Origin of the sequence: Mesorhizobium sp. M0514 (assembly GCF_040321145.1) — a bacterium.
In the GTDB taxonomy this organism is placed as follows: domain Bacteria; phylum Pseudomonadota; class Alphaproteobacteria; order Rhizobiales; family Rhizobiaceae; genus Mesorhizobium.
Window position 1 is genome coordinate 140,718 of sequence record NZ_JAMYQZ010000004.1, and the last position, 25,476, is coordinate 166,193.

General features: G+C 62.5%; 28 protein-coding genes and 1 pseudogene. 14 read left to right on the forward strand and 15 right to left on the reverse strand.

Annotated features, from left to right (window positions below; translation table 11 throughout):
- Positions 1-38: 38 nt before the first annotated feature.
- The 3 genes and pseudogenes from NKI61_RS03350 (at position 39) to NKI61_RS03360 (ending at position 2,431) form a co-directional block, all read left to right on the forward strand.
- The gene (locus NKI61_RS03350) at positions 39-536 is read left to right on the forward strand and encodes a CYTH domain-containing protein (RefSeq protein ID WP_023814548.1); all 498 of its coding nucleotides are present in this window, start codon (positions 39-41) and stop codon (positions 534-536) included.
- Between the two features lie 86 nt (positions 537-622).
- Positions 623-1,561: a CHAD domain-containing protein gene (locus NKI61_RS03355; protein WP_352519085.1), complete on the forward strand. Its 939-nt coding sequence runs from the start codon at positions 623-625 to the stop codon at positions 1,559-1,561.
- A gap of 41 nt (positions 1,562-1,602) precedes the next feature.
- A pseudogene (locus tag NKI61_RS03360) lies at positions 1,603-2,431 on the forward strand (YiiX/YebB-like N1pC/P60 family cysteine hydrolase).
- A gap of 50 nt (positions 2,432-2,481) precedes the next feature.
- Here NKI61_RS03360 and NKI61_RS03365 read toward each other — a convergent pair.
- Together NKI61_RS03365 and NKI61_RS03370 are read right to left on the reverse strand one after the other, a co-directional pair.
- Entirely contained in the window at positions 2,482-3,858 is a 1,377-nt protein-coding gene (locus NKI61_RS03365; RefSeq protein ID WP_352838839.1) for an adenylate/guanylate cyclase domain-containing protein, read from the reverse strand.
- Between the two features lie 116 nt (positions 3,859-3,974).
- Positions 3,975-4,775: a helix-turn-helix domain-containing protein gene (locus NKI61_RS03370; RefSeq protein ID WP_352838840.1), complete on the reverse strand. Its 801-nt coding sequence runs from the start codon at positions 4,773-4,775 to the stop codon at positions 3,975-3,977.
- A 115-nt stretch (positions 4,776-4,890) separates the two neighbouring features.
- On the opposite strand from NKI61_RS03370, the gene NKI61_RS03375 reads away from it, so the two are divergent.
- Complete coding sequence (locus tag NKI61_RS03375) at positions 4,891-5,748, forward strand: NHL repeat-containing protein (protein ID WP_352838841.1); 858 nt, start codon at positions 4,891-4,893, stop codon at positions 5,746-5,748.
- Between the two features lie 18 nt (positions 5,749-5,766).
- Here NKI61_RS03375 and NKI61_RS03380 read toward each other — a convergent pair whose 3' ends face one another.
- Positions 5,767-7,488 (reverse strand): SulP family inorganic anion transporter, encoded by a 1,722-nt coding sequence (locus NKI61_RS03380; protein ID WP_352838842.1) that lies wholly within the window; start codon positions 7,486-7,488, stop codon positions 5,767-5,769.
- Between the two features lie 79 nt (positions 7,489-7,567).
- Entirely contained in the window at positions 7,568-7,837 is a 270-nt protein-coding gene (locus NKI61_RS03385; protein WP_023687514.1) for a helix-turn-helix domain-containing protein, read from the reverse strand.
- A 79-nt stretch (positions 7,838-7,916) separates the two neighbouring features.
- On the opposite strand from NKI61_RS03385, the gene NKI61_RS03390 reads away from it, so the two are divergent.
- Complete coding sequence (locus tag NKI61_RS03390; protein WP_023687515.1) at positions 7,917-8,108, forward strand: hypothetical protein; 192 nt, start codon at positions 7,917-7,919, stop codon at positions 8,106-8,108.
- 16 nt (positions 8,109-8,124) lie between these two features.
- Here the strand turns inward: NKI61_RS03390 and NKI61_RS03395 are convergent, their stop codons facing one another.
- Positions 8,125-8,835, reverse strand: a complete 711-nt coding sequence (locus tag NKI61_RS03395) for a phosphatase PAP2 family protein (protein WP_023687516.1) — start codon at positions 8,833-8,835, stop codon at positions 8,125-8,127.
- Positions 8,836-8,839: 4 nt separating this feature from the next.
- Complete coding sequence (locus tag NKI61_RS03400) at positions 8,840-9,181, reverse strand: hypothetical protein (protein WP_023681268.1); 342 nt, start codon at positions 9,179-9,181, stop codon at positions 8,840-8,842.
- 230 nt (positions 9,182-9,411) lie between these two features.
- Between NKI61_RS03400 and NKI61_RS03405 the strand changes: the two genes are divergently transcribed.
- Positions 9,412-9,636 (forward strand): hypothetical protein, encoded by a 225-nt coding sequence (locus NKI61_RS03405; protein WP_023673272.1) that lies wholly within the window; start codon positions 9,412-9,414, stop codon positions 9,634-9,636.
- A 118-nt stretch (positions 9,637-9,754) separates the two neighbouring features.
- Here the strand turns inward: NKI61_RS03405 and NKI61_RS03410 are convergent, their stop codons facing one another.
- From NKI61_RS03410 to NKI61_RS03425, 4 genes are all read right to left on the reverse strand, one after another.
- On the reverse strand, positions 9,755-10,435 hold the full coding sequence (locus tag NKI61_RS03410; protein ID WP_352838843.1) for a GNAT family N-acetyltransferase: 681 nt from the start codon (positions 10,433-10,435) through the stop codon (positions 9,755-9,757).
- Positions 10,432-10,917: a MarR family winged helix-turn-helix transcriptional regulator gene (locus tag NKI61_RS03415; protein WP_023728778.1), complete on the reverse strand. Its 486-nt coding sequence runs from the start codon at positions 10,915-10,917 to the stop codon at positions 10,432-10,434. The genes NKI61_RS03410 and NKI61_RS03415 overlap by 4 nt, the downstream gene beginning before the upstream one ends.
- Before the next feature lie 232 nt (positions 10,918-11,149).
- Positions 11,150-11,677, reverse strand: a complete 528-nt coding sequence (locus tag NKI61_RS03420; protein WP_352838844.1) for an NAD(P)/FAD-dependent oxidoreductase — start codon at positions 11,675-11,677, stop codon at positions 11,150-11,152.
- Positions 11,677-12,291 (reverse strand): FAD-dependent oxidoreductase, encoded by a 615-nt coding sequence (locus tag NKI61_RS03425; RefSeq protein ID WP_352838845.1) that lies wholly within the window; start codon positions 12,289-12,291, stop codon positions 11,677-11,679. Before NKI61_RS03425 ends, NKI61_RS03420 begins: the two co-directional genes overlap by 1 nt.
- 187 nt (positions 12,292-12,478) lie before the next feature.
- Between NKI61_RS03425 and NKI61_RS03430 the strand changes: the two genes are divergently transcribed.
- On the forward strand, positions 12,479-13,510 hold the full coding sequence (locus tag NKI61_RS03430; RefSeq protein WP_352838846.1) for a phosphatidylglycerol lysyltransferase domain-containing protein: 1,032 nt from the start codon (positions 12,479-12,481) through the stop codon (positions 13,508-13,510).
- Positions 13,511-13,703: 193 nt separating this feature from the next.
- On the opposite strand, the gene NKI61_RS03435 is transcribed toward NKI61_RS03430, so the two are convergent.
- Together NKI61_RS03435 and NKI61_RS03440 are read right to left on the reverse strand one after the other, a co-directional pair.
- Entirely contained in the window at positions 13,704-14,465 is a 762-nt protein-coding gene (locus NKI61_RS03435) for an ABC transporter permease (RefSeq protein ID WP_023681263.1), read from the reverse strand.
- On the reverse strand, positions 14,462-15,388 hold the full coding sequence (locus NKI61_RS03440; protein WP_023805831.1) for an ABC transporter ATP-binding protein: 927 nt from the start codon (positions 15,386-15,388) through the stop codon (positions 14,462-14,464). Before NKI61_RS03440 ends, NKI61_RS03435 begins: the two co-directional genes overlap by 4 nt.
- A gap of 270 nt (positions 15,389-15,658) precedes the next feature.
- Here NKI61_RS03440 and NKI61_RS03445 point away from each other — a divergent pair, with 270 nt between their 5' ends.
- Together NKI61_RS03445 and NKI61_RS03450 are read left to right on the forward strand one after the other, a co-directional pair.
- A complete protein-coding gene (locus tag NKI61_RS03445) occupies positions 15,659-17,020 on the forward strand; it encodes a cytochrome ubiquinol oxidase subunit I (RefSeq protein ID WP_352838847.1) in 1,362 nt (453 codons plus the stop codon).
- Positions 17,021-17,128: 108 nt separating this feature from the next.
- Positions 17,129-18,133, forward strand: coding sequence for a cytochrome d ubiquinol oxidase subunit II (locus tag NKI61_RS03450; RefSeq protein WP_352519090.1), 1,005 nt, complete (start codon positions 17,129-17,131; stop codon positions 18,131-18,133).
- A gap of 164 nt (positions 18,134-18,297) precedes the next feature.
- Here the strand turns inward: NKI61_RS03450 and msrA are convergent, their stop codons facing one another.
- The 3 genes from msrA to NKI61_RS03465 form a co-directional block, all read right to left on the reverse strand.
- Positions 18,298-19,023, reverse strand: coding sequence for a peptide-methionine (S)-S-oxide reductase MsrA (gene msrA / locus NKI61_RS03455; protein WP_023824046.1), 726 nt, complete (start codon positions 19,021-19,023; stop codon positions 18,298-18,300).
- 111 nt (positions 19,024-19,134) lie between these two features.
- Positions 19,135-19,419 (reverse strand): hypothetical protein, encoded by a 285-nt coding sequence (locus NKI61_RS03460; protein WP_023824047.1) that lies wholly within the window; start codon positions 19,417-19,419, stop codon positions 19,135-19,137.
- Positions 19,420-19,498: 79 nt separating this feature from the next.
- Positions 19,499-20,200 carry a DUF1223 domain-containing protein gene (locus tag NKI61_RS03465; protein ID WP_023824048.1) on the reverse strand — a complete coding sequence of 234 codons (702 nt, stop codon included), beginning with the start codon at positions 20,198-20,200 and terminating at the stop codon, positions 19,499-19,501.
- A 255-nt stretch (positions 20,201-20,455) separates the two neighbouring features.
- On the opposite strand from NKI61_RS03465, the gene NKI61_RS03470 reads away from it, so the two are divergent.
- From NKI61_RS03470 to NKI61_RS03490, 5 genes are all read left to right on the forward strand, one after another.
- Positions 20,456-20,767, forward strand: a complete 312-nt coding sequence (locus NKI61_RS03470) for an endonuclease domain-containing protein (RefSeq protein WP_050590520.1) — start codon at positions 20,456-20,458, stop codon at positions 20,765-20,767.
- 139 nt (positions 20,768-20,906) lie between these two features.
- On the forward strand, positions 20,907-22,712 hold the full coding sequence (lepA, locus tag NKI61_RS03475; protein ID WP_352838848.1) for a translation elongation factor 4: 1,806 nt from the start codon (positions 20,907-20,909) through the stop codon (positions 22,710-22,712).
- 142 nt (positions 22,713-22,854) lie between these two features.
- The gene (locus tag NKI61_RS03480) at positions 22,855-23,973 is read left to right on the forward strand and encodes a GmrSD restriction endonuclease domain-containing protein (protein WP_027048720.1); all 1,119 of its coding nucleotides are present in this window, start codon (positions 22,855-22,857) and stop codon (positions 23,971-23,973) included.
- Positions 23,974-24,068: 95 nt separating this feature from the next.
- Positions 24,069-24,668, forward strand: coding sequence for a hypothetical protein (locus NKI61_RS03485; RefSeq protein ID WP_156033633.1), 600 nt, complete (start codon positions 24,069-24,071; stop codon positions 24,666-24,668).
- Positions 24,669-24,771: 103 nt separating this feature from the next.
- Entirely contained in the window at positions 24,772-25,260 is a 489-nt protein-coding gene (locus tag NKI61_RS03490) for a hypothetical protein (RefSeq protein ID WP_352838849.1), read from the forward strand.
- Positions 25,261-25,476 lie beyond the last annotated feature (216 nt).

The window sequence follows — 25,476 nt, forward strand, 5'->3', positions numbered from 1 at the left end:
CTTGCCATGTCGGGCCGCAGACGCTTTAGTGCGCGGCCATGGGCAAGGAAGTCGAACGCAAGTTCCTGGTCTCCAGCGCCGAATGGCTAGAAATGGCCGAGGCGAATATACGCATTCGCCAGTTCTATCTTGCCGCAGCACCTGGCCGCACCGTGCGCGTGCGCATCAGCGACGGCAGTTCGGCGAAGCTGACGCTCAAATTCGGCAGCAAGATCCGCGAGCGCGACGAATACGAATATGAAATTCCTCTGACTGATGCCGAGGAGATGCTGGCCTTCGCCATCGGACATGTCATCGAGAAGACACGCCACCATGTTAGGCATCGCGGCTATCTCTACGAAGTCGATGTTTTCGGCGGGATCCTAGCCGGCCTTGTGGTGGCCGAACTGGAGACGCCGGAGGATGTACCTGACGACATGCTGCCTGATTGGCTCGGCCGCGAAGTGACCGGCGAGCAGAGATTTTACAACGCGTCGCTCGCCCTAGAGCCGGATGATTTTAGGTCGGGTCGACCTAAAATCGGAATCCGGCTCTAAATCAAAAGATATGGAGCATGATGTCGTCCGAAAACCGCTTCACACTTTTCGGCATCATGCTCTAGGGGGATTCCGGAGATCGCCGCATGAGCTTTCGCATCGACCCGCGCCTGCCGCTGACCGGCGAGGTCAGGCGTATCCTTGGCGAGGAGATCGGCAAGGCGCTTGCCCATCTGGCCGTCGCGCGCGACCAGCCGGAGCAGGCATTGCACAAATGCCGCAAGCGGCTGAAGAGTGCGCGTTCGTTGCTGCGGCTGGTCCGTTCCGGCAACGAAACATTTTGTCAGACTGAGAATCAATGCTACCGGCAGGTGGCGGCGCTGCTTGCCGGGCCGCGCGAGGCGACCGCCCTGGTCGAGACCGTCGACCGGCTGGCAGCCGCCTTTCCCGAGCAGGTTGCCGGCGGCGGCCTCGACAGCGTGCGCGACCGGCTGATTGCCCGCCAGCATGAAATGCATGCCGGCGCCGGCCTCGACGCCGCCATAGGCGCGGCCACCGCCGCCTGCGAGGAAGGCCTCATCAGGATAGAGCGGCTGCTGCTCCCCGATCTGCCTGAGCATGCAGCCGATGTGCTTGCGGAAGGCGCTCGCAAGACCTTGCGCCGGGCCAGGAAGGCGCTGGACAAGGCCGGATCCCACGGAGGAGCCGAGGATTTCCACGATCTGCGCAAGGCTGCCAAGACCCACTCGATGCATCTGTCGCTGCTCGGCCGGCTATGGCCGACGCCGATCAAGGTGCGGCGCAAGGCAGTTGATGAACTTGGCGAAAAACTCGGCGAACTGCACGACGTCTTCGTCATGCGCGTGTTGCTCGAGGCCGACGGTGAGCCGCTCGGCGATGCGCAGGACACAAGGCTTCTTGGCAAGCTTTTGAAGCGCTCGGAAAAAAGCCTGAAGAAGAGCTGCCTTGCCGGAGCGGCCGAGCTGTTCGGCGACAGCCCCAAGCGCTCGACGAAGAAACTCGCGCGCAATGCGCGCGACGACCTCGCCGGCCCGGTATTGTCGAAAGAGGTCCCGGTCGGTTGATCATGGCCGAGGACGTCACCTCGTGCTAGTCACACTTTACCATGACCGCGCCGCGCGACACGCTTCTCGACCGACTTGGCCGCTGGCTTGCCGGCCGGCTGCAGGACGAATCCTCGGGCTATGAGCCCTACACGCCGTCCGACGCCGAGACGTTGCGGCGCACGCTCGAACCCGGCGACATCCTGCTCATCGAAGGCAACCAGAAGATCTCCGCGGCCATCAAATACCTGACACAAGTCGACTTGGTCGCATGCGGCCTTCTATATCGGCGATGCGTTGTCCGAACCGGAGGACGGATCGGAACGGCGTCGGCTGATCGAAGTCACGCTCGGCGAAGGCTGTGTCGCCGTGCCGCTGTCGCGCTACCGCACCTACAACACCCGTATCTGCCGGGCGAGCGGGCTGACCCCGGAAGACCGCGACCATGTCGTCGCCTTCGTGATCGGCAAGCTCGGCCTGAAATACGATCTCAAGAACATTTTCGACATGCTGCGCTTTTTCCTGCCGACGCCGCCGGTGCCGGTGCGCTGGCGCCGCCGCATGCTGGCTTTCGGTTCCGGCGATCCGACGCGCGCCATTTGCTCGACGCTGATCGCCGAAGCCTATGGCGAGATCCGCTACCCGATCCTGCCCGAGATCACCCGCGCGCCCGGCCGCGCCTCGGCGCAGTCGAACTATTCGCGCCGCGAAATCCTGCACATCCGCCACCACTCGCTCTACACGCCGCGCGACTTCGACCTGTCACCATTCTTCCGCATCGTCAAACCGACGCTGGAATATGGTTTCGACTACCGGGCGGTGACCTGGGAGGACAAGGCAGGCACCGACGCCGCAGCCGCGAAGGCTGGCGCAATCGCCTCAGACACGTGATGGCTTCGGCCTGAGTCATGAGGTGCAGGCATTTCACATGGCGGCCTGCATCACGCCGAAACCGCGATGGCGCCCTGGTTTTCGGCTCTGTGTTCGACCCAGACATGGACCGGTTCGTCCCGGCCGCGGATGCTAACCGGTCCATGATCGCGCGCATTCAACTGTGTCGCGGGCGATTCCGCCTTCGCGGCCTCGATCAGTCGTGACCCAAAGCAAATATTCGCCTGAAGTTCACGGCAGAGCGCCTGCAAACGGCTGGCGACGTTGACGGTGTCGCCCACCACCGCGAAGGACAGGTTGCGCTCGCTGCCGACCGCGCCGAGGACGACGGCGCCATATTGTGCACCGATCCGAACGTCCAGCGGTGGATATCCCCTGGACACACGCTGGACATTCCAGTCTTCGATAGCGGCGATCATCGCTTCAGCGCACCGGATGGCCCGGGTTGCGTCGTCATGGCTGGCTTGCGGAACCCCGAAGGTCGCCATGATGCAATCGCCGATATAGTTGTCGACGGTGCCATGGTGGTCGAAAACGACCTGCTCCATGCGACGGTGGAACTGACGCAGTAGTTCGAACACTGCTTCGGCCGGATGATCCTCGGAATAGTGTGTGAAGCCGACGATGTCGGCGAACAGCACCGCGATATCCTGCCGGCGGACCGGGCCGAAGGGCTCGTCATCCGTGGCGAGCTGGTCGACGACATTGGGCGAAAAATGCCGGGCTAGATTGGCGCGGGCGCGCTCTGCCTTGACGTAGTCTTCCGACAGATGCCGGGAACGAGAGACGACCAGCGCCATGATCGCGCCGATAATCAGCACAACCAACACATTGGTCGCCTGCGCGAACGTATCGACGAAATTGGGGTTGAGATAGAGATTCAGTCGCTCTGTCATCGGCAGCGAATAGAGGTTCGTTGCCGGAATGACGGTTCCCGCATGCAAAACCACCCATCCCACCCCGATCGTCCACGTCAAGGCCGCGAGCGCGCCGAGATAGAGCGCCAATCGTGTCGAAAGGGTCAGCGCGCCAAGGCATACGAAAATCAGCAGGAATTTGAAGCTGCCCTCGCGCAGTTGCATCGCGGCCGGCGCGACCTCGAGGGAAAACGGGTTGGGCGTTACCAGCAGAACGGTCAACAGAATGATGTCCAGCGTACCGACGAGGTAACCGATCCACCATGGCGCGTTGCGACGGCGCGCAAAGCGAAACTGGATCAGGCCGACGAGTTGGAACAGCGCGAGGCCCGCCAGCACGAAGAGCAGCGAGGCATCCCAGCGGCTGATCAATGAAAAGAAGCAGGAGATCACGGCGAGCGATGCCGTGCGCGCCCAGAACTGCAATGCAGCACCCTGGCGTTCTGCCCGCTCCCGCAAATTTTTCAGGCGCGAATAGCGGCGAAGTTCAAGTGTTGGCGCGGTCGGCATAGGATCACTTCGATTTTGCGGGGACGGTCACGCATTCGGCAAACCCGCCCCGTACAGTCTGGCAAATCAGCGCGCGAACTCTATCATGGTTTCGTTTTTGAAACGCGGCTGGCGCGTCAAGCCGGCAACGGGCGGCGTCCCTTTGCCGGAGCGGTGGGCCGGTCGGACGCACCGGGATCCCTGGGGTGCGGGCCGATCGGCATGATCGCCGGAAACGGGGTTGCGCCAAAAGCAAATGTCCATTTGTAGCCGGTCAGCCCGTCTTCCGGCGTCGTGTGCTGGTCGTGATGGGCGAGCAGTTTGGCGCGCTCGGCCAGTTCCTCCGCCTCGCGCTTCACCATCTCCGCCGTCTCCGGCCGCATCCGCCTGGAGAAAGAGACGAAGGTCGCTTCCCGCTCCAGATGGGTGATCGCCCAGCCGATGAAATTCTTGTTTGTCATCTCGAATAGCGGCCTGAGCGGCCCTTCGAAATTCCACTGGATCGGTGTGTCGACCAGCAGCCGTGCCGACAACCCGCTGCCCAGCGCAATGAGGCCGAGCGCTTCGAGATCGCGCAGATAGAGGAACATCGACGCTTCGCTTAAGCCTTGCGAGCGCATGACGCCCTCGGGCGTGAATTTCTCCGACAGCATGACGAAGATGAACAGCAACGCCGGCCGGCCGGCAAGCTTGCGCTCGACCTCTGGCGCGATGCGGTTGACCGGTCCCGGCCCCCGGTTCATCGACCCCAGCACGTTTTCCAGCTCGACGCCGGCGGCAGCGCAGATCCCGACGAGACGGTCGAGCTTGCAGTTGCGCTCGTGGAAGATGCGCTTCACCGTCGGCTCGGAAACGCCCATCCGCCCGGCTAGCTCACGATAGGTGACGCCCTTGGCCTTCAGCGTCCGCTTCAGCGCCTCGAAGATCAGGCCGTTCATGGAATGCACCTCTTTTGCGCCATTTCGTATCGGTTTCCGATACTAGCTCGAATCGCCCTTCCGGAAAAGTATCGAAACTCCTAGCGCTCCGCCATCCACCACAGGAGACCTGGCCATGAAAACCCTCATCCCCTCCATTTGTCTCGCCGCCTTCGGTATCGCGCTTGTGCCTGCGGCCGAGGCCGCCGAACTCTGGCGCGCCTCGGGCTTCGAGCAACCCGAATCGGCGCTGTTCGATGCCGCCAACAATCGCATCATCGTCTCCAACATCGTCGGCAATCCCGGGGAGGCCGACGGCAACGGCTATCTCTCGGTGCTGTCGCTGGACGGCAAGGTCGTTAGCCGGCACTGGACCGCCGGCATGGATGCACCGAAGGGCTCGGCGATCTCTGGCGGCAAGCTCTACGTCGCCGACATCACCAAGGTGCGCATCGTCGATCTCGCCAGCGGCAAGCTGGTCTCGACCATCGATGTGCCCGGTGCCGTCTTCCTCAACGACGTCACATCGGACTCATCGGGCAAGGTCTATGTCACCGACATGCTGGCCGATGCGATCTACCGCATCGACGGCAACAAGCCGGACCTGTTCGTGAAGGATGCGAAGCTCGCCGCGCCCAACGGCATCTTTGCCGATGGCGACCGGCTGATCGTGGCCTCGTGGGGCAAGGGTATCAAGCCGGACTTCAGCACTGCCGCGCCCGGGGGCCTGCTGTCGGTCGATCTCGCGACGAAAGCCGTGACGCCGCTGCCTGGCGCACAAAACTTTGCCGACCTTGATGGCGTCGTCGCCATCGGCGACAGGATCTACGCCACCGCCTTCATGACCGGCACGCTCTATCGGTACAAAGTCGGCGAGGCGCCGGAGGCTGTAGAGCAGTTCAAGCCGGGCAGCGCCGACATCGGCACAGATGGCACGCGGATTTTCGTGCCGCTGATGAACGAAGGTGAGATCGCGGCGCTGAGCCTGGACTGACGGCGCACACTTGCCGGCTCAGCCAGCGGGCGCGGCTTTGAGTTGCGCCCGCGCATCCTTGATCGAAGCGGCAAAGGTCACCAGCGGCCGCTTGACGCCGTGGTTGATCAGCATGCGCCGCGTCTGCGGCGAGGCGCCGGCGATGATGAAACGCACGCCGGCACGTTTCGCCTTGTACGCCGCGCCCTCGATGACATTGGCCGCGGTGGAATCGAAGAACGGCACCGCCGAACAATCGAGGATGAAGTTCTTGCGCTGGTCGGCGATGCGGTCGAGCACCGTGCCGACAGTCGAGGCGGCGCCGAAGAAGAAGGCGCCGGAGATGCGATAGACGACGGTGTCGGCGTCGCTTGCCTCGCTTGCATCGTAGGCGCGGCCGCTGCTGTCGGCGACATCGTCCTGCACCAGCGGCAAATCCGCCTCCACGGCGATCGACTTGGCCATACGATCAATGAACAGGATCGAGCCTAGTGCGAAGCCGACGACGATGCCTTCGGTGAGGTCGCGGAAGACGACGATCAGGAAGGTTGCCATCAGCACCAGGGCGTCGCCGCGCGAAGCGCGCAGCAATGTGGCGAAGGCCTGCTTCTCGAACATGTTCCAGCAGACAACCGCCAGCACCCCGGCAAGGGCGGCAAGCGGGATGTAGCTCGCCATTGGTGCGGCCACCAGCATGAAGACCAGCAGAAAAAGCGAATGCAGCATGCCGGAAACCGGCCCATGCGCGCCGGCCCGCACATTGGTGGCGGTGCGGGCGATGGTGCCGGTGGTGCAGATGCCGCCGAACAGGGCAGACGCGATGTTGGCAAAGCCTTGCGCCACCAGTTCGCAATTGGAACGGTGACGCCGCCCGGTCATGCCATCGGCGACCACGGCCGAGAGCAGCGATTCGATGGCACCGAGCAGCGCAAAAGCCACCGAATCCGGCAGCACCGCAATCGCCTTGTCGAGGTTGAGTCCCGGCAGTGCCGGCAACGGCAGGCTGCGCGGAATGCCGCCATAGCGCGTGCCGATCGTTTCCGCCGGCAGCGAAAGCAGCGCCACGACAAGGGAGGCCAGTCCGACGGCGATCAGCATGCCCGGCCAGCCGGGCCGCCAGCGCTTCACCCCCACGATGGTGGCGATGGTCAACGCCGCCACCAGCGTCGCCGAGATGTTGAGCGTGCCGGCCGCGTGGCCGATCGCCATCAGTTTCGGCAGCAGCGGCCCGGGCTCCGGCCCGGCAAGCCTCAGCCCGAACAGTTCGACGATCTGGCCGGAGAAGATGATGATCGAGATGCCGGCGGTGAAGCCGACCGTCACCGGGTAAGGGATGAATTTGATATAGGTTCCGAGCCGGAGATAGCCGATGGCGAGCAGGAAGATGCCGGCCATCATCGTCGCCAGCAGCAGTCCGTCGACGCCTTCGCGCTGCACCGTCGCCGCCACCAGCACGATGAAGGCGCCGGCCGGGCCGCCGATCTGGAAGCGGCTGCCGCCGAGCGCCGAGACGATGAAGCCGCCGACAATGGCCGTGAACAGGCCGCGCTCCGGCGTCACGCCCGAAGCAATCGCAATCGCCATCGACAGCGGCAACGCGACAATGGCGACGGTCAGCCCGGCCATGAAGTCGGCCTTGAACTGCGGCAGGCGGTAACCTTCGCGCCAGACCGTCACCAGCTTGGGCGTGAACCGCTCTGAAAATGTCGGCTTTGCCGACTTCTGGGCCGGTTGATGCACTGCCCGCCGGATCTGATCCATGGACTGCCTTCCGCTTGCGTGAAGGCGGCGGGATCGTCGGCAGGACTGTCGGCGGTCGCCGTCGCGACTATATGCCGGCTCAGCCTTGCGGGTTCGGCGGCGCGACCGGCTTGAGGCGCACGCCCCGGCCGCCGCGCTCGCTGGTCTGGTTCTCGCCGATGAGCTCCACCCCGGCCTCGTCGAGAGCCTGGACAACCTTCATCAGCGTATCGACCACACCCCTGACCACGCCGTCACTCGCTTCCATGCGCTGGATTGTCGGAAGCGAAACGCCGGCACGCTCGGCGAGTGTCTTCTGATCGATGCCGGCCAGCGCCCTCGCGGCGCGCATCTGCGCGGCAGTGATCATCGGTCGGAACCCCCGTCTGAGTCTGCGGAGACGACGTGTAATACAATCATAGTGATGTTTCAACCATCATAAAGCATACATGAAACATGATCTCTCCACAAAGCCGGATGGCGGGATACGGGATGAGCATGCTACGTTAACCGCCTTGGCTCTTATGGCGGGGAAATATCAGTTGAAGATTTTCAGGACCTTGACGACGTCGGCAGCCTTGCTGTCGGCGGTTTTTCTGCTGGCAGGCTGCGGACACGGGCTGATCAACCGGCTGATTTGAATGTCGCTCCGGATCGTCAGTCTTCGGGCTCGTTGCCATCGGCCACCGCCTTGTTCCGCTGCAGCATTCGCGCCGCCAGCCAGCACAGCGTCGCCCAGGTGAAGCCGGCGCACCATCCCGCCAGCACGTCGGAAGGCCAGTGGACGCCGAGATAGACGCGGCTGACGCCGACCAGCAGCGTTACCAGCACCGCCAGGCTGAGGACATAGATTTTCGTCGTTCGTCCCGGCAGGAAGCGCGCTGCGAGCGAGCCTAGCGTGAGATAGGTCACCGCCGACAGCATCGCGTGGCCGCTGGGAAACGACAGCGACGTCTCGTTGGCCAGGTGCGAGACAAGATCGGGGCGCGGCCGGTCGATGCCGGCCTTGAGCAAGGTCGACAGCAGCTGCCCGCCGGCCACCGCGACAAAGATCAGCAGCGCCGTCCTCGGCCTACGGATCAGCAGGAGGTAGACGATCACCGCCGTTACGATCAGCACCAGCACGCTGGAGCTGCCGAGGCTGGTGATGTCGCGCATCGCGCCTTCCAGCCATGCCGGGCCGACGGGAACATCCGGCTGACCCACTTTTCGGAAAGCGAGCAGGATCTCAGTATCGAAAGCGTGCGGCGTGGTGGCCCGCGCCACCTCCATCAGTTCCTCGAAGCCCCACAGCCCGGCGGCTATCACCAGCCCGGCCAGCAGCACCGGAAATTCAAGCCAGTTGGTGAACGCACGCGGGGTCTTCATCGGATTACAGTCGCCCCTGCAGGTAAGGCCCGAGCGAGATCAGCACCACCGCCGCGATGGCCAGCACGATGCCGGTCGCCTGCAAGGCATTGACGCGTTCGCCGAAGAACACCAGCGCCACCACATTGACCGCCACCAGCTGGATCACCGCCGACAGACTGAACGACACCGACATGCCGAACTCACGAACCAGCCGCAGCATCATCAGATTGCCCGCCGTATAGAGCGCCAGTGTCAGCACGATCTTGCCAAGGCTTGGCGCCAGCCCCCATTGCTTGGCCGCGATGGCCGCCAGCAGGAAGATCACCGTCGAAATGACGAGCTGCGCCAGTCCCCAGAAACTCACTTTTGTGCCTCGCTGTCCTTTGTGGCAGCTCTTGTTTCGCAAGCGTGGCGGCACGTCAAGCAGACTGCGGCGGAACAGGCCACGGCCGAGGTGCTGAATGAATGGCAGCGCGATCGCGGTCTGACTGCCACGCTCGGTCGGATTCGTGCAAACCCAGGCAGCTGCGCTCAAGCATTGGAAAAGAATGGACTTTTAAACATGGCGCCCTACCTCTTCTGGAGGAGAGTGCCATGCCAAAGTCCGTCTATGACCGTGGCCTGCTGAAACCCGACGACATCGCCAGGCTGCAACGCGTGTTCGACGAAGCCTGCCGCAGGCGCGACGTGCATCCCGATTCGGCGGAGGCGCGGGAGATCGCGCTGAACCTGCTTGCGCTGCACAATGCCGGCATGGTCGAGGAAGATATGCTTATGGAAACCGTGGGTTTCCGCAGGTTGGAGCCGAAATCAGCCTGAGGCCCGCAAGGCGGCCTGGAGCAATTCCAGGAAAAGTGTGAAGCGGTTTTCCGTCCGGAATTGCGTAAAAATAAAGGCCTAGGAGCGGTTCGCCGTTTCCGTGAAACGGTGAAACGCTCTAGCCGGCGCGCTGCACGACGGCCACATTCATCTCTGCCCTCAGCCTGAAGCCGATGGACTCGTACAACCGGACCGCGCCGGCATTGCTGGCATAGGCATGCAGGTAGGGAACTTCGCCGCGCGCAAAAATTCGGTTGGCCACGAACACCGACAGCAGCCGGCCGAGGCCGCTGCCGCGAAATTCGGGATGCGAGCAGACGCCGCTGAGTTCGCTGTAGCCGGGCTGCTTCATGCGCTCGCCGGCCATCGCCGCCAGCCGGCCGCCGATCTTCACGCCCCAGAACTCGCCGAGGCTCAGCGCCTTGAGGGTGAACGGGCCGGGCTTGGTCAGTGACGCCAAAGCAAGCATCTCGGCCGCGTCGTCCTGCGTCAGCTGCTGCACACGCTCGTCCGACACGGAAGGCAATGGCGCCTCGGCAACCATCTGAACGCCGAAGGCGGTCACGGTCGCGGTCAGTTCCGGCGGCAGGGCAATGGGGTCCGCCTGGAGCATGAACACGCTCTCACCTGCAGGAATGAGGCTTGCGAGCGCCTGCAGGCTCTCAGCGTCGTCTGCCCCGGAAGCCGCGAAGGGGACGATCGAGGAGGGATAGCGCCTGGCGAGCCTGTCGCCATACGCAAAGATCCGATGCCGCGTGTCGAGCGCGCTCCAGACCGGACGATCAAGGACATGGCTCATGGCGCGACATCCTGTTTCACACGACGGTCGAGTGGGGCCGCCGCCAGGCCGTCCTCTATTGCCGAGAGTTGTTGTAGAAGCGGCCCCGCAAGGCCTTTGCACAAGTCGGCAACGGCGTTCTCGATGCGCGGCCAAACGTCCCGCTTCGCCCTGTCGACCAGGCGCTGGCCGTTGGCGGTCAGCGAGATCATCCTGCGGCGCTGGTCGTCGTTCGATGGCGCGGCCTCGACCAGCCCCAACTCGGCCAGCAGCGCCACGCTGCGCGTCACCCCCGGCTGGGTGATCCCCAGTGACTGCGCCAGCTCGCCGACAGGCAGCGGCCCGAGCCGGTCCAGCGCGGCCAGCAGAGGATACTGGCTGGACTGCACCGGCACCTCCAGCCCATCGAGCATGCGCTGCGTATCGGCCTGCAACTGCTCGCCGATACGCTTCAGCCTGCTGCCGAGGGTGAGGTAGCCAAGGGATCGAATGATGTCTTCCATGGTCGGTTTGTCCGATTTTGATAACATGTTATATAATAAGACATGAAGTGGATACAAGCGCCTGCGTTGGGAGATTGGCCGCAAGCTCTCAGCTTCGTCATCCCACTGGCGAAGCAGCCGCGCAGCGGCGTCGCGAAGACCCGAGAATGACGAAGGGACAGGGCGCTTCGGCTAACCGCCAAAATATACGATCCCGCCATGCAGATGTGTCGGACCAAGCGCACCGAAGCGTCTACAACTCCCTGGCGATCTGACGGGCAATCGCTTCGGCCTGCAGTCCGGCGCTGTGAAAATAGCTGGTCAGGCTTGGCCGCATGCCGATGAACCACAGGCCGGGCTGGCCGCTCGGGGTGCCGCCATTGGCCTTCGGCACGCCCTTGGCGTCGAGCACGCCGAGATCGCCCAGCATTGCCTCCAGGCCGGTGCGATAGCCGGTTGCCGCGATCACCACATCCGGCTCGAGCACCGTGCCGTCGTTCAGCCGCACGCCGGCGCCTTCGAAAGCCGCCACCGGCGCCACCACCGAAATCCATCCGGCCTTCAGCGCGGCAACCGCGCCGTCGTCGACGGCGATCGCGATCTGCTCGACGCCGAGCCGGCTGGCGCCGCCCTTCGGCGCTGGCGGCAGGCCGAAGCGGGTGAGGTCGCCGAACACCAGCCGCTGCGTCGCGGCAATCGCGGCATCGGCAATCCACGTCGGCAGCATCGCCATGAAACCGCCGAAGCGCGCCACCGCGACCTTGCCGATCCGCTTCGGCATCAGTGACGGACCCTGCCTGGCTGACAACCAGATGGCCTTGGTGTCGGCACGGGCGAGGTGGTTGAGCACGTCGAATTTCCGGCCCCGACCACCAGCACGCTTTTGCCCACATAGTCGTGCGCTGTGCCGAAATCAGCGGCGTGGACAAGTTTGCCGGTGAAAGTCGCCTTGCCTTGCCAGTCCGGCGTCCATGGCAAGCGGTCGCGGCCGGTGGCGACGATGACATTGCGGGCGCTCAGCGTTTCCCGGCCCGTATGGACGAGCCAGCCATTGCCTCTGCGTTCGATCCGCTCGACGGCGGTGCCGAATTCGACCCTTATGCCGCGCGCGCGGGCAAAATCCTCGAGATAACCGACGATGGCATCCTTGTTCGGAAAGGCGGCGGTGCGTGGCGGATAGGCAAGGCCGGGCAGGGCCGATAGCGCGCGATGCGTGTTGAGGGTCAGCTTCTCGTGCCGCCCTCGCCACGGTTCGGCGATCCGCGGCTCCTCTTCAAGCACGACGACCCGCACGCCGCGCCGGCCAAGCGCGTCGGCGGCCGCCAGCCCCGCCGCTCCGGCGCCGATGACGATAACCGTATAGTCGGGTCCTTTCGGCCCCAGGACGATAGGCATCGTTTCGCTTGTCGTAGCCGCCATTCGGTCGAGATTTCCTTTTAGGTGCGCCATGGGAACCCGTCCTATATGGCACGTCCCATATGGCACAGGGGCGACATGATCGATAATGAGGTCGCGTCAATGCGACTGATTCGAGGCCTTGGGGGCAAGCCTCTGTTTATCATCGGCACGCGGAAGCTCGACCATGCCCTCCTTGCGTATCTTTCTCGACAGACTGCTGGAGGGCGCCGCAGCCAAGGTGCCGCGCCAGGATTTTTCGCATGTCGAGCGGCTGGCGCTTGTCCGCCAGCACGGCGACTTCTCGCTGGCCTATTCGACCGCCGTGCAGCAAAAACTGTCCTATTTCGGCGACGCCGACGGCTACATCGCCTTCGGCACCAAGATGAAGCACCATTTCGCGCTAGGTGACCCGGTGGCCCATCCGGCTGATCGGCCCGACTATATCAGGCGCTTTGTCGAAGCCGCCGACAGCCCGTGGTTCGTGCAGATCGGCGAACCGACGGCGCGCGTTCTGGCCGGGCTCGGCTACCAGGTCAACCGTCTCGGCGTCGACACGCGGCTGGAACTGCCGGCTCACGATTTTTCCGGCAAGCGCAACGAAACCGTGCGGTATTCCGAACGCTGGCTGTTGAAGAAGGGGTTTTCTTTTGGCGAAGGAGCGGTCTATCTCGACGAGGTCCAGCGCCTGTCACAGAACTGGCGGGCCGACCGCATCGTCAAGCGCTGGGAGATGGCGTTCCTCAACCGCCCCTTTGCCGATCATCTCGGCATCGATATGCGCCGTTTCGTGCTCTACAGCCCGGAAGGCGAGCTCGTCGCTCTGCTCGATTTCGATCCGATGTTCCGGGATGGCAAGGTGATCGGCTACACCACCTCGTTCAAGCGCAAGCACATCGATGCCTCGCCGCATGCCGAAATCGGGCTGACCAAATTCGCCGTGGACCGGTTTCGCAATGAGGGCATTTCGGTCGTCACGCTCGGCCTGTCGCCGATGCTCGATGTCGGAGCCAACAGCTTTGCCGAATCGAGCTTCTGGCGCAACGCCTTCGAGCGGGCCTATGAGTCGCCCTGGGTCAACCGCAGCAAGTTCAACCTCAAGGGCCAGGCGGCGTTCAAGCGCCGCTACCATGGCGTCGAAGAACCGACCTACATCGCCTTCCGCGAGGGCAGGCTGATCGAGATGCTGGGGTTGCTGCGCCTCATCAAGGCGATCTAGCAAGAAGCGTGGCGGCCAACGTGGCCAATTTGCCCCCAGCAAAACTGTTGATTTGACCGGCGCACGGGCGATCGCCTATTTGCATGTCGCTCAAAAGTGGTCCCGGTTTTGAGCAAACGACATGCATAAGAACAAAGACCTAATGCGCGTCGCCTGAGTCCGTTCAAACGCGACGCGCTTTAGAGCGGCAGGGTCAGTTGCGCAGCCGGTAGCCGGTGCGGAAGATCCAGGCGACGATGGCGATGCAGATGGCGAGGAACACCATCGTCATGCCCAGGCTGACGGCGACCGAGACATCGGACTTGCCGTAAAAGCTCCAGCGGAAACCGCTGATCAGGTAGACGACCGGGTTGAACAGCGTCACCGTGCGCCAGGTCTCGGGCAGCATGTTGATCGAATAGAAGCTGCCGCCGAGGAAGGTCAGCGGCGTGATGATCAACAGCGGCACCAGCTGCAATTGCTCGAAGCTTTTCGCCCAGATGCCGATGATGAAGCCGAACAGGCTGAAGGTCACCGCCGTCAAGACAAGGAAGGCCAGCATCCAGAACGGATGCTGGATGGTGAGCGGCACGAACAGCGAGGCCGTCGCCAGGATGATCAAGCCGAGGATGATCGACTTGGTCGCGGCGCCGCCGACGTAGGCGATGACGATCTCCAGATACGACACCGGCGCCGACAAGAGCTCGTAGATGGAGCCGACGAATTTCGGGAAATAGATGGCAAAGGAGGCGTTGGAGATCGACTGCGTCAACAGTGAGAGCATGATCAGGCCGGGCACGATGAAGGCGCCGTAGCTGATGCCGTCGATCTCGGTGATGCGCGAGCCGATGGCCGAGCCGAAGACGACGAAATAAAGCGATGTCGAGATCACCGGCGAGACGATGCTCTGCAGCACGGTGCGGAACGCACGCGCCATCTCGACCCGGTAGATCGCCCATACTGCTCGCCAATTCATGGCTCTTGCCTCAACAGATTGACGAAGATCTCCTCGAGCGAGCTGTTTTGCGTGTCCATGTCGCGGAACTGGATGCCTGCCGTCTCGAGTTCGCGCAGCAGCGATGCGACGCCGGGGCGTTCGCTCTGGTTGTCATAGGTGTAGGTCAGCTGTGTGCCATCGTCCGACAGCTCCAACGCGTAGTGCGAGAATGCACCGGGAATGGCGGTGAGCGGGTTGCGCAATTCGACGATCAGGCGCTTGCGGCCGAGCTTGCGCATCAGTTCGGCCTTGCCCTCGACCAGGATGATCTCGCCGCGGTTGATGACACCGACACGGTCGGCCATCGCCTCGGCCTCTTCGATATAGTGCGTGGTGAGGATGATGGTGACGCCATCGTCGCGCAGCCGCCGCACCATCGCCCACATGTCCTGGCGCAGTTCGACGTCGACGCCGGCCGTGGGTTCGTCGAGGAACAGGATGCGCGGCTCATGTGACAGCGCCTTTGCAATCATCAGCCGCCGCTTCATGCCGCCCGACAGCGTGATCGCCTTGGCGTCCTTCTTGTCCCACAACGACAAGTCGCGCAGCACCTTTTCGACGAAGCCCGGATTGGGCGGCTTGCCAAACAGGCCGCGACTGTAGGTGACGGTTGCCCAGACGCTCTCGAACGCGTCGATGGTCAGCTCCTGCGGCACCAGCCCGATCAGGCTGCGCGCGGCGCGGTAGTCTCGGTTGATGTCGTGGCCGTCGACGGTCACCGTTCCCGACGAACGGTTGACGATGCCGCAGACGATCGAGATCAGCGTCGTCTTGCCGGCGCCGTTCGGCCCCAGCAGCGCGAAAATCTCGCCGCGTTCGATGTCGAGGTTGATTTCCTTCAGCGCCTTGAAGCCGGTGGCGTAGGTCTTGGTGACCCCGGAAATCGAAATGATGGAAGGCAAATTCGTGGAAGACATGAGGCCGAAAACGACTGTTTGAAAGAGGCGGGGATTATTATTGCGCTGAATGTCGGTGCGCACGGCGGGAAGTCAATGCCGCTGCTGACAATTGTGGACAAACGTTCCCCTTTTGCCGTTTCGTCATGGGGGTATCGGGGCACTGACGGATTGATCCCATCTGCTGCGACAACGCGCCCCGCGTGACGCCAAGCCGCTTTGACCGGACCGCATCCGCCGCCTATTCTGCGCCAACAAACAGCAGCCGGAGCCCGCATGGACCCGCTCATCCTGTCGCGAATGCAGTTCGGGGCGAATATCTCGTTCCACATCCTGTTTCCGACCATCACGATTGCGCTTGGCTGGGTGCTGCTGTTCTTCAAGCTCCGCTACAACGCCAGCGGCGATTCCGCCTGGATGCGCGCCTATTTCACCTGGGTAAAGGTGTTCGCGCTGTCCTTCGCCATGGGCGTGGTCTCGGGCGTCACCATGAGCTTCCAGTTCGGCACCAACTGGCCGGGCTATATGGAGCATGTAGGCAACATCGCCGGGCCGCTGCTTGCCTACGAGATCCTCACCGCCTTCTTCCTCGAAGCTGCCTTCCTCGGCATCATGCTGTTCGGGTTCCGCCGCGTCTCCAACCGCGTCCACACGCTGGCGACGGTATTGGTCGCCGGCGGCACCACGCTGTCGGCCTTCTGGATCATTGCGCTGAACTCCTGGATGCAGACGCCGGCCGGCTTCGAGATGATCGACGGCAAGGCGCATCCCGTCGACTGGTGGGCGATCGTCTTCAACCCGTCCATGCCCTACCGTCTGACTCATATGCTGCTCGCCTCCGGCCTGACGGTGTCGTTCCTGATCGCCGGCCTGTCGGCGCTGCGCTACCTCACCGGCGACCGGTCGGAATCGATGTGGAAGGCGCTGCGCACCGGCGTCTTCACCGCCGCCATCCTGATCCCGATCCAGATCTTCGCCGGCGACCAGCACGGGCTGAATACGCTGGAGCACCAGCCGCAGAAGATCGCCGCCATGGAGGCGAACTGGAACACCGGCCCCAACGTGCCGCTGGTGCTGTTTGCGCTGCCCGACGAGGCGGCGAAGGAAAACAAATTCGAGATCGCCATTCCCGACGGCGCCAGCCTGGTGCTGCGTCACTCCACCAGCGGCATCGTGCCGGGGCTCAACGACTATCCCGGCCTGCATCCGCCGGTCTTCCCGGTGTTCTGGGGCTTCCGCATCATGGTCGGCACCGGCATTTTGATGCTCATCGTCTCGTGGTCGGCGACCTTCTTCCTCAAGCGCCGCCACAGCCTGCCCAAGCCGCTGGCCATGCTGATGGTGCCGATGGCGCTGTCGGGCTGGCTGGCGACGCTCGCCGGCTGGTACACCACCGAAATCGGCCGCCAGCCCTGGCTGGTCACCGGCGTGCTGAAAACCGCCGACGCTATCGGCCCGGTCGCCGGCAGCCATGTCGCGCTGACGCTCGCCATCTATCTCATCCTCTATGTGCTGCTGTTGATCGCCTATCTCGGCGTGCTGGTGCACCTGGCGCTGAAGGCCGCCAAGGACGGCGATACCTCGCCGCTCCCGCGCGTCATGAAGACGGCGATGTCGCAACCGGCTGCGGGAGAGTGAGGAATGGTCCGCGTAGCGGACGAAAAGCCAACGATTTGGCTTTTCGAATGACGAACGCCCGGAGCCATAGCGAAGGGCAGAACCGTTGATGAGAGGGATGACAGACCGATGACCTTCGACTGGCCAACCGCGCTGCCCCTGATCTTCGCCGGCCTGATGGGCCTCGCCATCCTGATCTACGTCATTCTCGACGGTTTCGATCTCGGCATCGGCATCCTGTTCTCGGTCGCCGAAGATGCCGAGCAGGACACCATGATCGCGGCCATCGGCCCGTTCTGGGATGCCAACGAGACCTGGCTGGTGCTGGCCGTCGGCCTGCTCCTGGTCGCCTTCCCGCTGGCGCATGGCGTCATCCTCACCGCGCTCTACATTCCCGTCTTCGTGCTTTTGGTCGGCCTCATCCTGCGCGGCGTCGCCTTCGATTTCCGCGCCAAGGTGCCCGCCGGCAAGAAGCATCGCTGGAACCGCATTTTCTTCCTCGGTTCCGTCATCGCCTCGCTGGCGCAAGGCTATATGCTCGGCGTCTATGTGCTCGGCCTCGATGTCGGTTTTGGCGGCACCGCTTTCGGGGCGCTGGTGGCGCTCTGCCTGTCGGCGGCCTATGCAGCGATGGGCGCGGCCTGGGTCATCTACAAGACCGAGGGCGAATTGCAGAGGAAGGCGGTGGCCTGGCTGCGCACGGCCCTTGTGCTGACCGCGCTCGGCATGGCGGCGGTGTCGCTGGCGACCCCATTCGCCAGTCCGCGTATCTTCGCCAAATGGTTCGTCTGGCCCGAAATGCTCTATCTGTCGCCGCTGCCGATCCTGTCGGCGCTGCTGTTCCTGTGGCTGTGGCGGCAGACCTTCCATCTGCCCAAGCCCGACGATCGCCACGCGCTGCGGCCGTTCCTGACGCTCGCCGCCATCTTCGCGCTCGGCTTTGCCGGGCTTGCCTGGTCGTTCTACCCCTTCGTGGTGCCCGACAGGCTGACCATCTGGCAGGCGGCGTCGGCGACGGAAAGCCTGGCCATCATCCTCGCCGGCACGGTGGTCGTGCTGCCGGTGATCATCTTCTATTCGTTCTATGCGTATCGGGTGTTCGGGGGCAAGGCGACGGATCTGACGTATGATTGAGGGGAGCTGATCTCCCCCCTTGAGGGGGAGATGGCCGGCAGGCCAGAGGGGGTCGCCGCGCGTGGAGCGCTAACCTTCTTCTGCCGCAGGAGGTCGCGTCCGGTCGGACCGACCCCCTCTGTCGCCTCCGGCGACATCCCCCCTCGAGGGGGGAGATTAGGTGCTCAGCTCTTCCCCGCCAGCACGAGCACCGGCTTCTCGCTATACAACCCCGGGAACAGCGCCTTCAAATTCGCCACCTTGGGCAGGTCGTTGTAGACGATGTAGGGGTAGGTCGGGTTCAGCGTCAGAAAGTCCTGGTGATATTCCTCGGCCGGATAGAAGGTTTTGCCCGTCTCCAGCGTGGTGACGATCGGCTTGGCAAACACCTTGGCCTGGTCGAGCTGGGCGATGTAGCTCTGGGCGATCTTCTGCTGCTCGCCATTCTCGGCAAAGATGGTCGAGCGGTACTGGGTGCCCGAGTCCGGCCCTTGATAGTTCAGCTGCGTCGGGTTGTGGGCGACCGAGAAATAGACCTGCAGCAGCTGGCCGTAGGTCACCTTGGACGGATCGTAGGTGATCTCGACCGATTCGGCGTGGCCGGTGCGGCCGCTGCCGACCGTTTCGTAGACGGCGTTATCCTTGGCGCCGCCGGTGTAGCCGGAGACGGCCTTGGTCACGCCCTTGACGTGCTGGAACACGCCCTGCACGCCCCAGAAGCAGCCGCCGGCGAAGATAGCCTTCTCGCTGCCGCTGGCGGCCTTCTCGTCCATTGCCGGCGGCGGGATGACCACCGCGTCCTCGGCCGAACGCGCCGGGCTCTGCCAGAAGGCGGCCGCGGCGGCGGCGACGATGAGCGCGGCAAGCGCGCTCTTGAAGATCGGCGTTCTCGTCCTTGCAATGCCGGTCATGTCTGATCTCCTTGATGGTGGCGAAGACTATACGACAGAACGTCCCGCCTGGTTTCTCAAATTGCCGTGCCATGGCCCGGCCACTGTGCGGCCGGGCCATGGGATCAAGTCTTATTGCGCGGGCGCCATGGCGTCCGCCGGCTTCATCGCATCCGTTGCGGGTTTCATGGCATCGGCCGGCTTCATGGCGTCGGTGGCGGGTTTCATCGCATTCGTCGCCATTGGGTCGGCTGGCTTCATGGCATCGGTCGCCGGCGCCATGGCATCGGTAGCGGGCTTCATCGCCTCGGTTGCCATCGCCGGCTTCATGGCGCTGGTCGCGTCTTCGGCGCGGGCGCCGGCGGCGAAGGCGGTCATCGAAAGCGCAAAGGCGAGTGCGGTCAGGATCTTGGTCATGATGGTATTTCCTCCTTGAAGAGGGCGCGCGGATGCGGGCCCGGTTATGCCGCGCTAGCGGCGTTGCGTAGAAAAAGAATCAGTCGGCGGCTGCAGCCAGGATCGGCCCACCACCCGGCGACTGCACCAGCACCGCGGTGCTCAGCCCGCCGCTTGCCGCCGGCAGCGGCAGTGTGGTGGCGTCGCCGCTCCAGCTGCCGAGTTTCTCCAGCGAGTGCACGACATTGGCATGCGGCAGCGTGCGCCCGGTATTCTCGCCGCGCGCCACCGGCACTTCGATGACGCCCTTGTTGTAGCGGACCAGCCAGACATCGGCGCGGCCGGCCGGCGCGGAACCGGCGCCGATGCTGATCTTGCCGCCGTCGAGCGACAGCGTCGGCCCGTTCGTGTGACCGCTCGCGGAAATCAGCTGCTCGATCTCGCCGGGCGCTGCACCCACCGCATCGGCACCGCCATTGACCACGACCTGCGGCGTGAACGGGCCGGAGCGGCCGAGCGACGGCTCATAGCGCACCTGGCGCTGGGTAAATTCCTCGCGGCCGAAAATGTCCTTCCAGCCGAGATAGTCCCAGTAGGTGACGTTGAACGACAGCGCCAGAACGCCCGGCTCGTCCTTGACCTTGATCAGATTGGCATTGGCCGGCGGGCAAGACGAACAGCCCTGGCTGGTGAACAATTCGACCACGGTGAGCGGCTGGGCGAAGGCGGTGCCGCCAAGCATCATCAGCGCGGCGCCTACGGCAGCCAGCATGCCGGCGCGTTTTGGGTTAAGTCCAGTCATCGGGGGTCTCCGTTGCGGCGGGTTCATCCCACACTTCGCCGCTGCCCGAGGCTTCGTTACATGGTTCACCGCTTCGTGATTGGGGGCGGACGCGTCGTTGCCTTCTCCCCTTGTGGGAGAAGGTGGATCGGCGCGAAGCGCCGAGACGGATGAGGGGTGTTCCAGCGGAGTGAGACGTTGGTTAATCTAACGTCATGCCACATCAGCCCGTTCGCTCCTGCCAAACGAAACTTTGCCCATTCGCTCCGACGTGAAATGACGGAGGCGGAAGACAAACTGTGGCACGAACTACGTGACCGCAGGCTCGATCGGATCAAATTTCGGCGCCAAGTTCCTGTTGGAAAATACGTCGCCGATTTCGCTTGTCTTGAATCACTCCTCATCATCGAGATCGATGGGAGTCAGCATGCGGACTCAGAGTCAGACCAGGCCCGTAGAACGGAACTGGAGGCGAGAGGCTTTCGTGTGTTGCGCTTTTGGAACGACGATGTCCTGAAAGACATGGACAGCGTCTGCACCACGAAAATCGCTTATGTAAGGGATGTCAGTTTGCAGCCATGGCGGTGAAAGAACGCCGGCGTCAAGCTGGAACACCCCTCATCCGTCTCGGCGCTGCGCGCCGATCCACCTTCTCCCACAAGGGGAGAAGGCAAGGGCACCGCCACCCCGCTTGCCCCTGCAACCCGCCCCTGCTAAAGCGCGCGCCATGAGCACGCCTCTCGACCACATCCGCAATTTCTCCATCGTCGCCCACATCGACCATGGCAAATCCACGCTTGCCGACCGGCTGATCCAGTCCACCGGCGGGCTGGAGCTGCGCGACATGAAGGAGCAGGTGCTGGACTCGATGGATATCGAGCGCGAGCGCGGCATCACCATCAAGGCGCAGACGGTGCGGCTGAAATACCGCGCCAACAATGGCGAGGACTATATCCTCAACCTCATCGACACGCCCGGCCATGTCGACTTCGCCTATGAAGTGTCGCGCTCGCTGGCCGCCTGCGAGGGCTCGCTGCTGGTCGTCGACGCCTCCCAGGGCGTCGAGGCGCAGACGCTGGCCAATGTCTACCAGGCCATCGACAACAATCACGAGATCGTCGTGGTGCTGAACAAGGTCGACCTGCCGGCCGCCGAGCCCGAGCGCATCCGCGAGCAGGTCGAGGAAGTCATCGGCATCGACGCCTCCAACGCCGTGCTGATCTCGGCCAAGACCGGCCTCGGCATTCCCGATGTGCTGGAGGCAATCGTCCACCAATTGCCGCCGCCGCGCGAAGGCGACGCGTCAGCACCGCTGAAAGCCATGCTGGTCGACAGCTGGTACGACGCTTATCTCGGCGTCATCGTTCTGGTGCGCATCATCGACGGCGTTTTGAAAAAGGGCGCGACCATCCGCATGATGGGCACCGGCGCAAAACATCTGGTCGAGCGCACCGGCGTGTTCACGCCCGCCCGCATCAATGTCGACGAGCTCGGCCCCGGCGAGTTCGGTTTCTTCACCGGCTCGATCAAGGAAGTGGCCGACACCCGCGTCGGCGACACCATCACCGAGGACAAGCGCCAGACCCCGCACGCTTTGCCCGGCTTCAAGCCGGCGCAGCCGGTGGTGTTCTGTGGCCTGTTCCCGGTCGACGCCGCCGATTTCGAGGATCTGCGCGCCGCCGTCGGCAAATTGCGCCTCAACGACGCCTCCTTCTCCTATGAAATGGAAACCAGTGCCGCGCTCGGCTTCGGCTATCGCTGCGGCTTCCTCGGTCTGCTGCACCTGGAAATCATCCAGGAGCGGCTGGAGCGCGAGTTCAACCTCGACCTCATTGCCACGGCGCCGAGCGTCGTCTACCGGCTGCTGCTCAATGACGGCTCGGTTAAGGAGTTGCACAACCCCGCCGACATGCCCGACGTGGTGAAAATCTCGGCCATCGAGGAGCCGTGGATCCGCGCCACCATCCTGACCCCCGACGACTATCTCGGCGGCATCCTGAAGCTTTGCCAGGACCGGCGCGGCATCCAGGCCGACCTCTCCTATGTCGGCAAGCGCGCCATGCTGATCTACGACCTGCCGCTCAACGAAGTGGTTTTTGACTTCTATGATCGCCTAAAATCGATCTCCAAGGGCTACGCCTCCTTCGACTATCACCTGACCGACTACAAGGAAGGCGATTTGGTGAAGATGTCGATCCTGGTCAATGAGGAGCCGGTCGACGCGCTGTCGATGCTGGTCCACCGCACGGCGGCGGAAAAGCGCGGCCGCCAGATGTGCGAGAAGCTGAAGGAGCTGATCCCGAACCATCTGTTCAAGATCCCGATCCAGGCCGCCATCGGCGGCAAGGTCATCGCCCGCGAAACCATCTCGGCCCTGCGCAAGGACGTCACCGCGAAGTGCTACGGCGGCGACGTCTCGCGCAAACGCAAGCTGCTCGACAAGCAGAAAGAGGGCAAGAAGCGGATGCGCCAGTTCGGCAAGGTGGATATCCCGCAGGAGGCGTTTATCCAGGCGCTGAAGATGGGCGATTGAGGAAGGCAGCTGGTTTAGCTCTGCGACCTATTCTACAGCCAATGCCCCAAAGGCTGCTGCCTACCGATGATTAGCTCTTGCTGAAATTATAATGCCGCCGCTAGAATAAGAGCTGACCTCTTCTAGCGTAGCGAGAATAAGAATGGCGCAGCAAGCGAAGTTAGCTCAGCGGCAACTCGCTGATTTGCTATTTCCGGTCCGAGCCTCACGTGCGGAAGACGATGAGGGCATTCTGAATGTGCCGCTCAATGAGCGGCGTCTTCAGACGGAAACATATGACTTTACGATATCTACCATCGCGACCCTTTTGAAGGACGAGAAGATCATCGTCCCTGACTTTCAGCGCAAGTATGTTTGGACACGAAACCAGGCCTCCAGGCTTATCGAGTCGCTCATAATCCAATGCCCGATACCTGTTGTGTATCTTGACCAAGAAGATGACGGCACCTTGAAGGTGATCGACGGGAATCAGCGTCTAATGAGTATTAGGCTGTTTCTAGAGAACGGATTTAAGCTAAAGGGTTTGAGGGCTTTTCCGGATCTCAATGGATTTTTGTTTCGAGAACTCGACCATCGCTTTCGTACGCACATCGAGAACAGAACTATTCGATGTATCACCATACTTAAGGAAACGCACCCTCAGATCAAATTCGATGTTTTTGAACGCCTGAACACAGGTGCTGTTCAGCTAAATCCTCAGGAATTGCGACACGGCCTGTACCACGGAAAATTAATGGAGTTACTTGACGATTTGGGAGAGTACGAGCCATGGCAGGCGCTTAGTGGGATCAAGGACGACAAGCGAATGCGAGGGGCAGAACTGATACTCCGCTTCCTTGCGCTCTGCTTCAAGCTTGACGAGTACGAAAAGCCACTTGCGTCGTTTCTGAATAAATTCGCGCAGAGTAAGCGTGACGGAAAAGAAAGCGATGTCTTCACGAATACATTTAAAGCGGCTGTCGACGGTGTCCAAACCATGCTTGGTAGCAAAGCATTTCGATTGTTGGACGATGACGGTCAACCAGACAATAATTTCAACGCGGCAGTGTTTGACGCTCAGATGGCAGGATTTGCCTTGGCCAACAGGTCGGCTAAAAATGTAAACGCGGCAATACGTGAGAAATTTCTTGCGGATTATCAGGCATTGCAGAGCAATCGAGACTACCATCGAGCAGTATCCGCTTCGACGAGCGACCCGCCCTTGGTGCGATATCGTATCGCGATGTTCAAAGATCTGGTCGAACGAACAATCCCTGAATAATGTCATACCGTCGGTCACAGGCAAGGCAGACGGCCATCCAACGCAGGAAAGCTCTTCGTGCTTCCTTCGTATATGCGAAGGTACGGACGAGGAAGTTGCCAACCTTTGTTCGTGACGCAATTTTCCAGAACTGCGTCTTTCAACTTTCTGCTCTTCTGGAGGATTATCTGCTGGACCTTACGAGCCAATGGCTTAGCGGATTGACCGCTGGAGGTGCGGCTAACTCAGCGATGCCACTGCTAACACGGGCACTGTTCGCCGCTAGGTCGCAGGAGGAACTCCACAGAAGATTCATCGCCTTGGGTGATGAAACTGAATTAGCGATTGGCACTAGTCAGCAACTGACGGCGTTTGGGTTGTTGAGGGACAATGATCCAATGCCGGTACTGGATCTAGTCGGCAAGTTGGTAAAGGATAAGAAGTTCCCGTCGATCCACAATCTGGATGTCCTTTTCAGGAGATTGGGGAGACCTAAAATGATCCAAGCTCTATCTAAGAGGACCAAGACAAACGCAGAGCTTGCCTTGCGCGCATTTATGGATGTGAGAAATGTCTTAGCTCACGAGGATCCGCTAAGTATTACGGATGTGGACGTCGGACGCTACTTTGCACAGATAGAATCGTGGATAGAAGGTATCGACAGGGAATTTTATGGGCATGTTGTCAAGACATCTGGCGCTCAATACTGGCAGTGAGGTGGCGATGCGGACGGAGCCAGTCGATGGCAGTAGCCGGCGCAATTAACCTCCTTCAACATCACCATATCCAGGCGTATCCTCCCTGGCTGGGGGACATCACATGCGCTCCACCTCAGACACCGTCGCCGCAACCGGCCTAGCCATCGGCGGCGCCTTCGGCCTGGCCGGCACTTTCGTCGCCAGCGCCCCGCTGCGCGAAACGCTGTGGGCGATCGATGGCGTGGCGCTCGTGGTGGCGACCGCGCTGTTGACGATGAAATACCAGCGGCTGGGCAGTGACTGCGTCGCGGCCGGGTTCCTCACCTTCCTGGCCGGCGAAAGCCTGCTTTTGGCCGGCAATGCGGCAGGGCTGGAGGCCAGCGTGCCCTCCTATGTCGCTGGCATCTCGCTGTGGGCGGCTGCACTCTTCCTGATCAGCGCGGCGAACACCTTTGCCCTGTGGATGCGGCTCACCGGCCTCATTGCCGCCACCCTGTTTGTCGTGACGGTGGCCATGGTGCTGTGGGGCGCGCCCTTGCTGCCGACCTCGGCGCCGCTGCCCGCCGCCGGCTGTCCGTTCCTGGTGCTGACTTTTGTTGGCTGGATCTAGACGTTGCTGAAGACGCCGAGGTGATTGCCGCGATCCGGCGGCTGGCGCCGCATGTGAAGGGGGGGCAGTAGGGGGCGTAGGGTATCACGAGGCCGCCCCCTCATCCGGCCGCTTCGCGGCCACCTTCTCCCCGCTGGGGAGAAGAGGCGAGCACCAGCGCCGAGCGAGCTCCTCTCCCCTCGGGGAGAGGTCGGATTGCCCCGAATTGCCTTTCGC

What these genes read in the sequence shown, in the direction of transcription:
- NKI61_RS03395 (WP_023687516.1), bottom strand. Translation starts at nt 8,835, where the DNA reads ATGAAGACCCCGCGTGCGTTCACCAACTGGCTTGAATTTCCGGTGCTG.
- NKI61_RS03435 (WP_023681263.1), bottom strand. Translation starts at nt 14,465, where the DNA reads ATGAATTGGCGAGCAGTATGGGCGATCTACCGGGTCGAGATGGCGCGT.
- msrA (WP_023824046.1), bottom strand. Translation starts at nt 19,023, where the DNA reads ATGACCGGCATTGCAAGGACGAGAACGCCGATCTTCAAGAGCGCGCTT.
- NKI61_RS03370 (WP_352838840.1), bottom strand. Translation starts at nt 4,775, where the DNA reads ATGAACGGCCTGATCTTCGAGGCGCTGAAGCGGACGCTGAAGGCCAAG.
- NKI61_RS03355 (WP_352519085.1), top strand. Translation starts at nt 623, where the DNA reads ATGAGCTTTCGCATCGACCCGCGCCTGCCGCTGACCGGCGAGGTCAGG.
- NKI61_RS03490 (WP_352838849.1), top strand. Translation starts at nt 24,772, where the DNA reads ATGCGCTCCACCTCAGACACCGTCGCCGCAACCGGCCTAGCCATCGGC.
- NKI61_RS03480 (WP_027048720.1), top strand. Translation starts at nt 22,855, where the DNA reads ATGGCGCAGCAAGCGAAGTTAGCTCAGCGGCAACTCGCTGATTTGCTA.
- NKI61_RS03410 (WP_352838843.1), bottom strand. Translation starts at nt 10,435, where the DNA reads ATGAGCCATGTCCTTGATCGTCCGGTCTGGAGCGCGCTCGACACGCGG.
- lepA (WP_352838848.1), top strand. Translation starts at nt 20,907, where the DNA reads ATGAGCACGCCTCTCGACCACATCCGCAATTTCTCCATCGTCGCCCAC.
- NKI61_RS03430 (WP_352838846.1), top strand. Translation starts at nt 12,479, where the DNA reads ATGCCCTCCTTGCGTATCTTTCTCGACAGACTGCTGGAGGGCGCCGCA.
- NKI61_RS03460 (WP_023824047.1), bottom strand. Translation starts at nt 19,419, where the DNA reads ATGACCAAGATCCTGACCGCACTCGCCTTTGCGCTTTCGATGACCGCC.
- NKI61_RS03375 (WP_352838841.1), top strand. Translation starts at nt 4,891, where the DNA reads ATGAAAACCCTCATCCCCTCCATTTGTCTCGCCGCCTTCGGTATCGCG.
- NKI61_RS03415 (WP_023728778.1), bottom strand. Translation starts at nt 10,917, where the DNA reads ATGGAAGACATCATTCGATCCCTTGGCTACCTCACCCTCGGCAGCAGG.
- NKI61_RS03350 (WP_023814548.1), top strand. Translation starts at nt 39, where the DNA reads ATGGGCAAGGAAGTCGAACGCAAGTTCCTGGTCTCCAGCGCCGAATGG.
- NKI61_RS03450 (WP_352519090.1), top strand. Translation starts at nt 17,129, where the DNA reads ATGACCTTCGACTGGCCAACCGCGCTGCCCCTGATCTTCGCCGGCCTG.
- NKI61_RS03420 (WP_352838844.1), bottom strand. Translation starts at nt 11,677, where the DNA reads ATGCCGAAGCGGATCGGCAAGGTCGCGGTGGCGCGCTTCGGCGGTTTC.
- NKI61_RS03390 (WP_023687515.1), top strand. Translation starts at nt 7,917, where the DNA reads ATGAAACATGATCTCTCCACAAAGCCGGATGGCGGGATACGGGATGAG.
- NKI61_RS03445 (WP_352838847.1), top strand. Translation starts at nt 15,659, where the DNA reads ATGGACCCGCTCATCCTGTCGCGAATGCAGTTCGGGGCGAATATCTCG.
- NKI61_RS03425 (WP_352838845.1), bottom strand. Translation starts at nt 12,291, where the DNA reads ATGCCTATCGTCCTGGGGCCGAAAGGACCCGACTATACGGTTATCGTC.
- NKI61_RS03385 (WP_023687514.1), bottom strand. Translation starts at nt 7,837, where the DNA reads ATGATCACTGCCGCGCAGATGCGCGCCGCGAGGGCGCTGGCCGGCATC.
- NKI61_RS03405 (WP_023673272.1), top strand. Translation starts at nt 9,412, where the DNA reads ATGCCAAAGTCCGTCTATGACCGTGGCCTGCTGAAACCCGACGACATC.
- NKI61_RS03380 (WP_352838842.1), bottom strand. Translation starts at nt 7,488, where the DNA reads ATGGATCAGATCCGGCGGGCAGTGCATCAACCGGCCCAGAAGTCGGCA.
- NKI61_RS03470 (WP_050590520.1), top strand. Translation starts at nt 20,456, where the DNA reads ATGACGGAGGCGGAAGACAAACTGTGGCACGAACTACGTGACCGCAGG.
- NKI61_RS03465 (WP_023824048.1), bottom strand. Translation starts at nt 20,200, where the DNA reads ATGACTGGACTTAACCCAAAACGCGCCGGCATGCTGGCTGCCGTAGGC.
- NKI61_RS03365 (WP_352838839.1), bottom strand. Translation starts at nt 3,858, where the DNA reads ATGCCGACCGCGCCAACACTTGAACTTCGCCGCTATTCGCGCCTGAAA.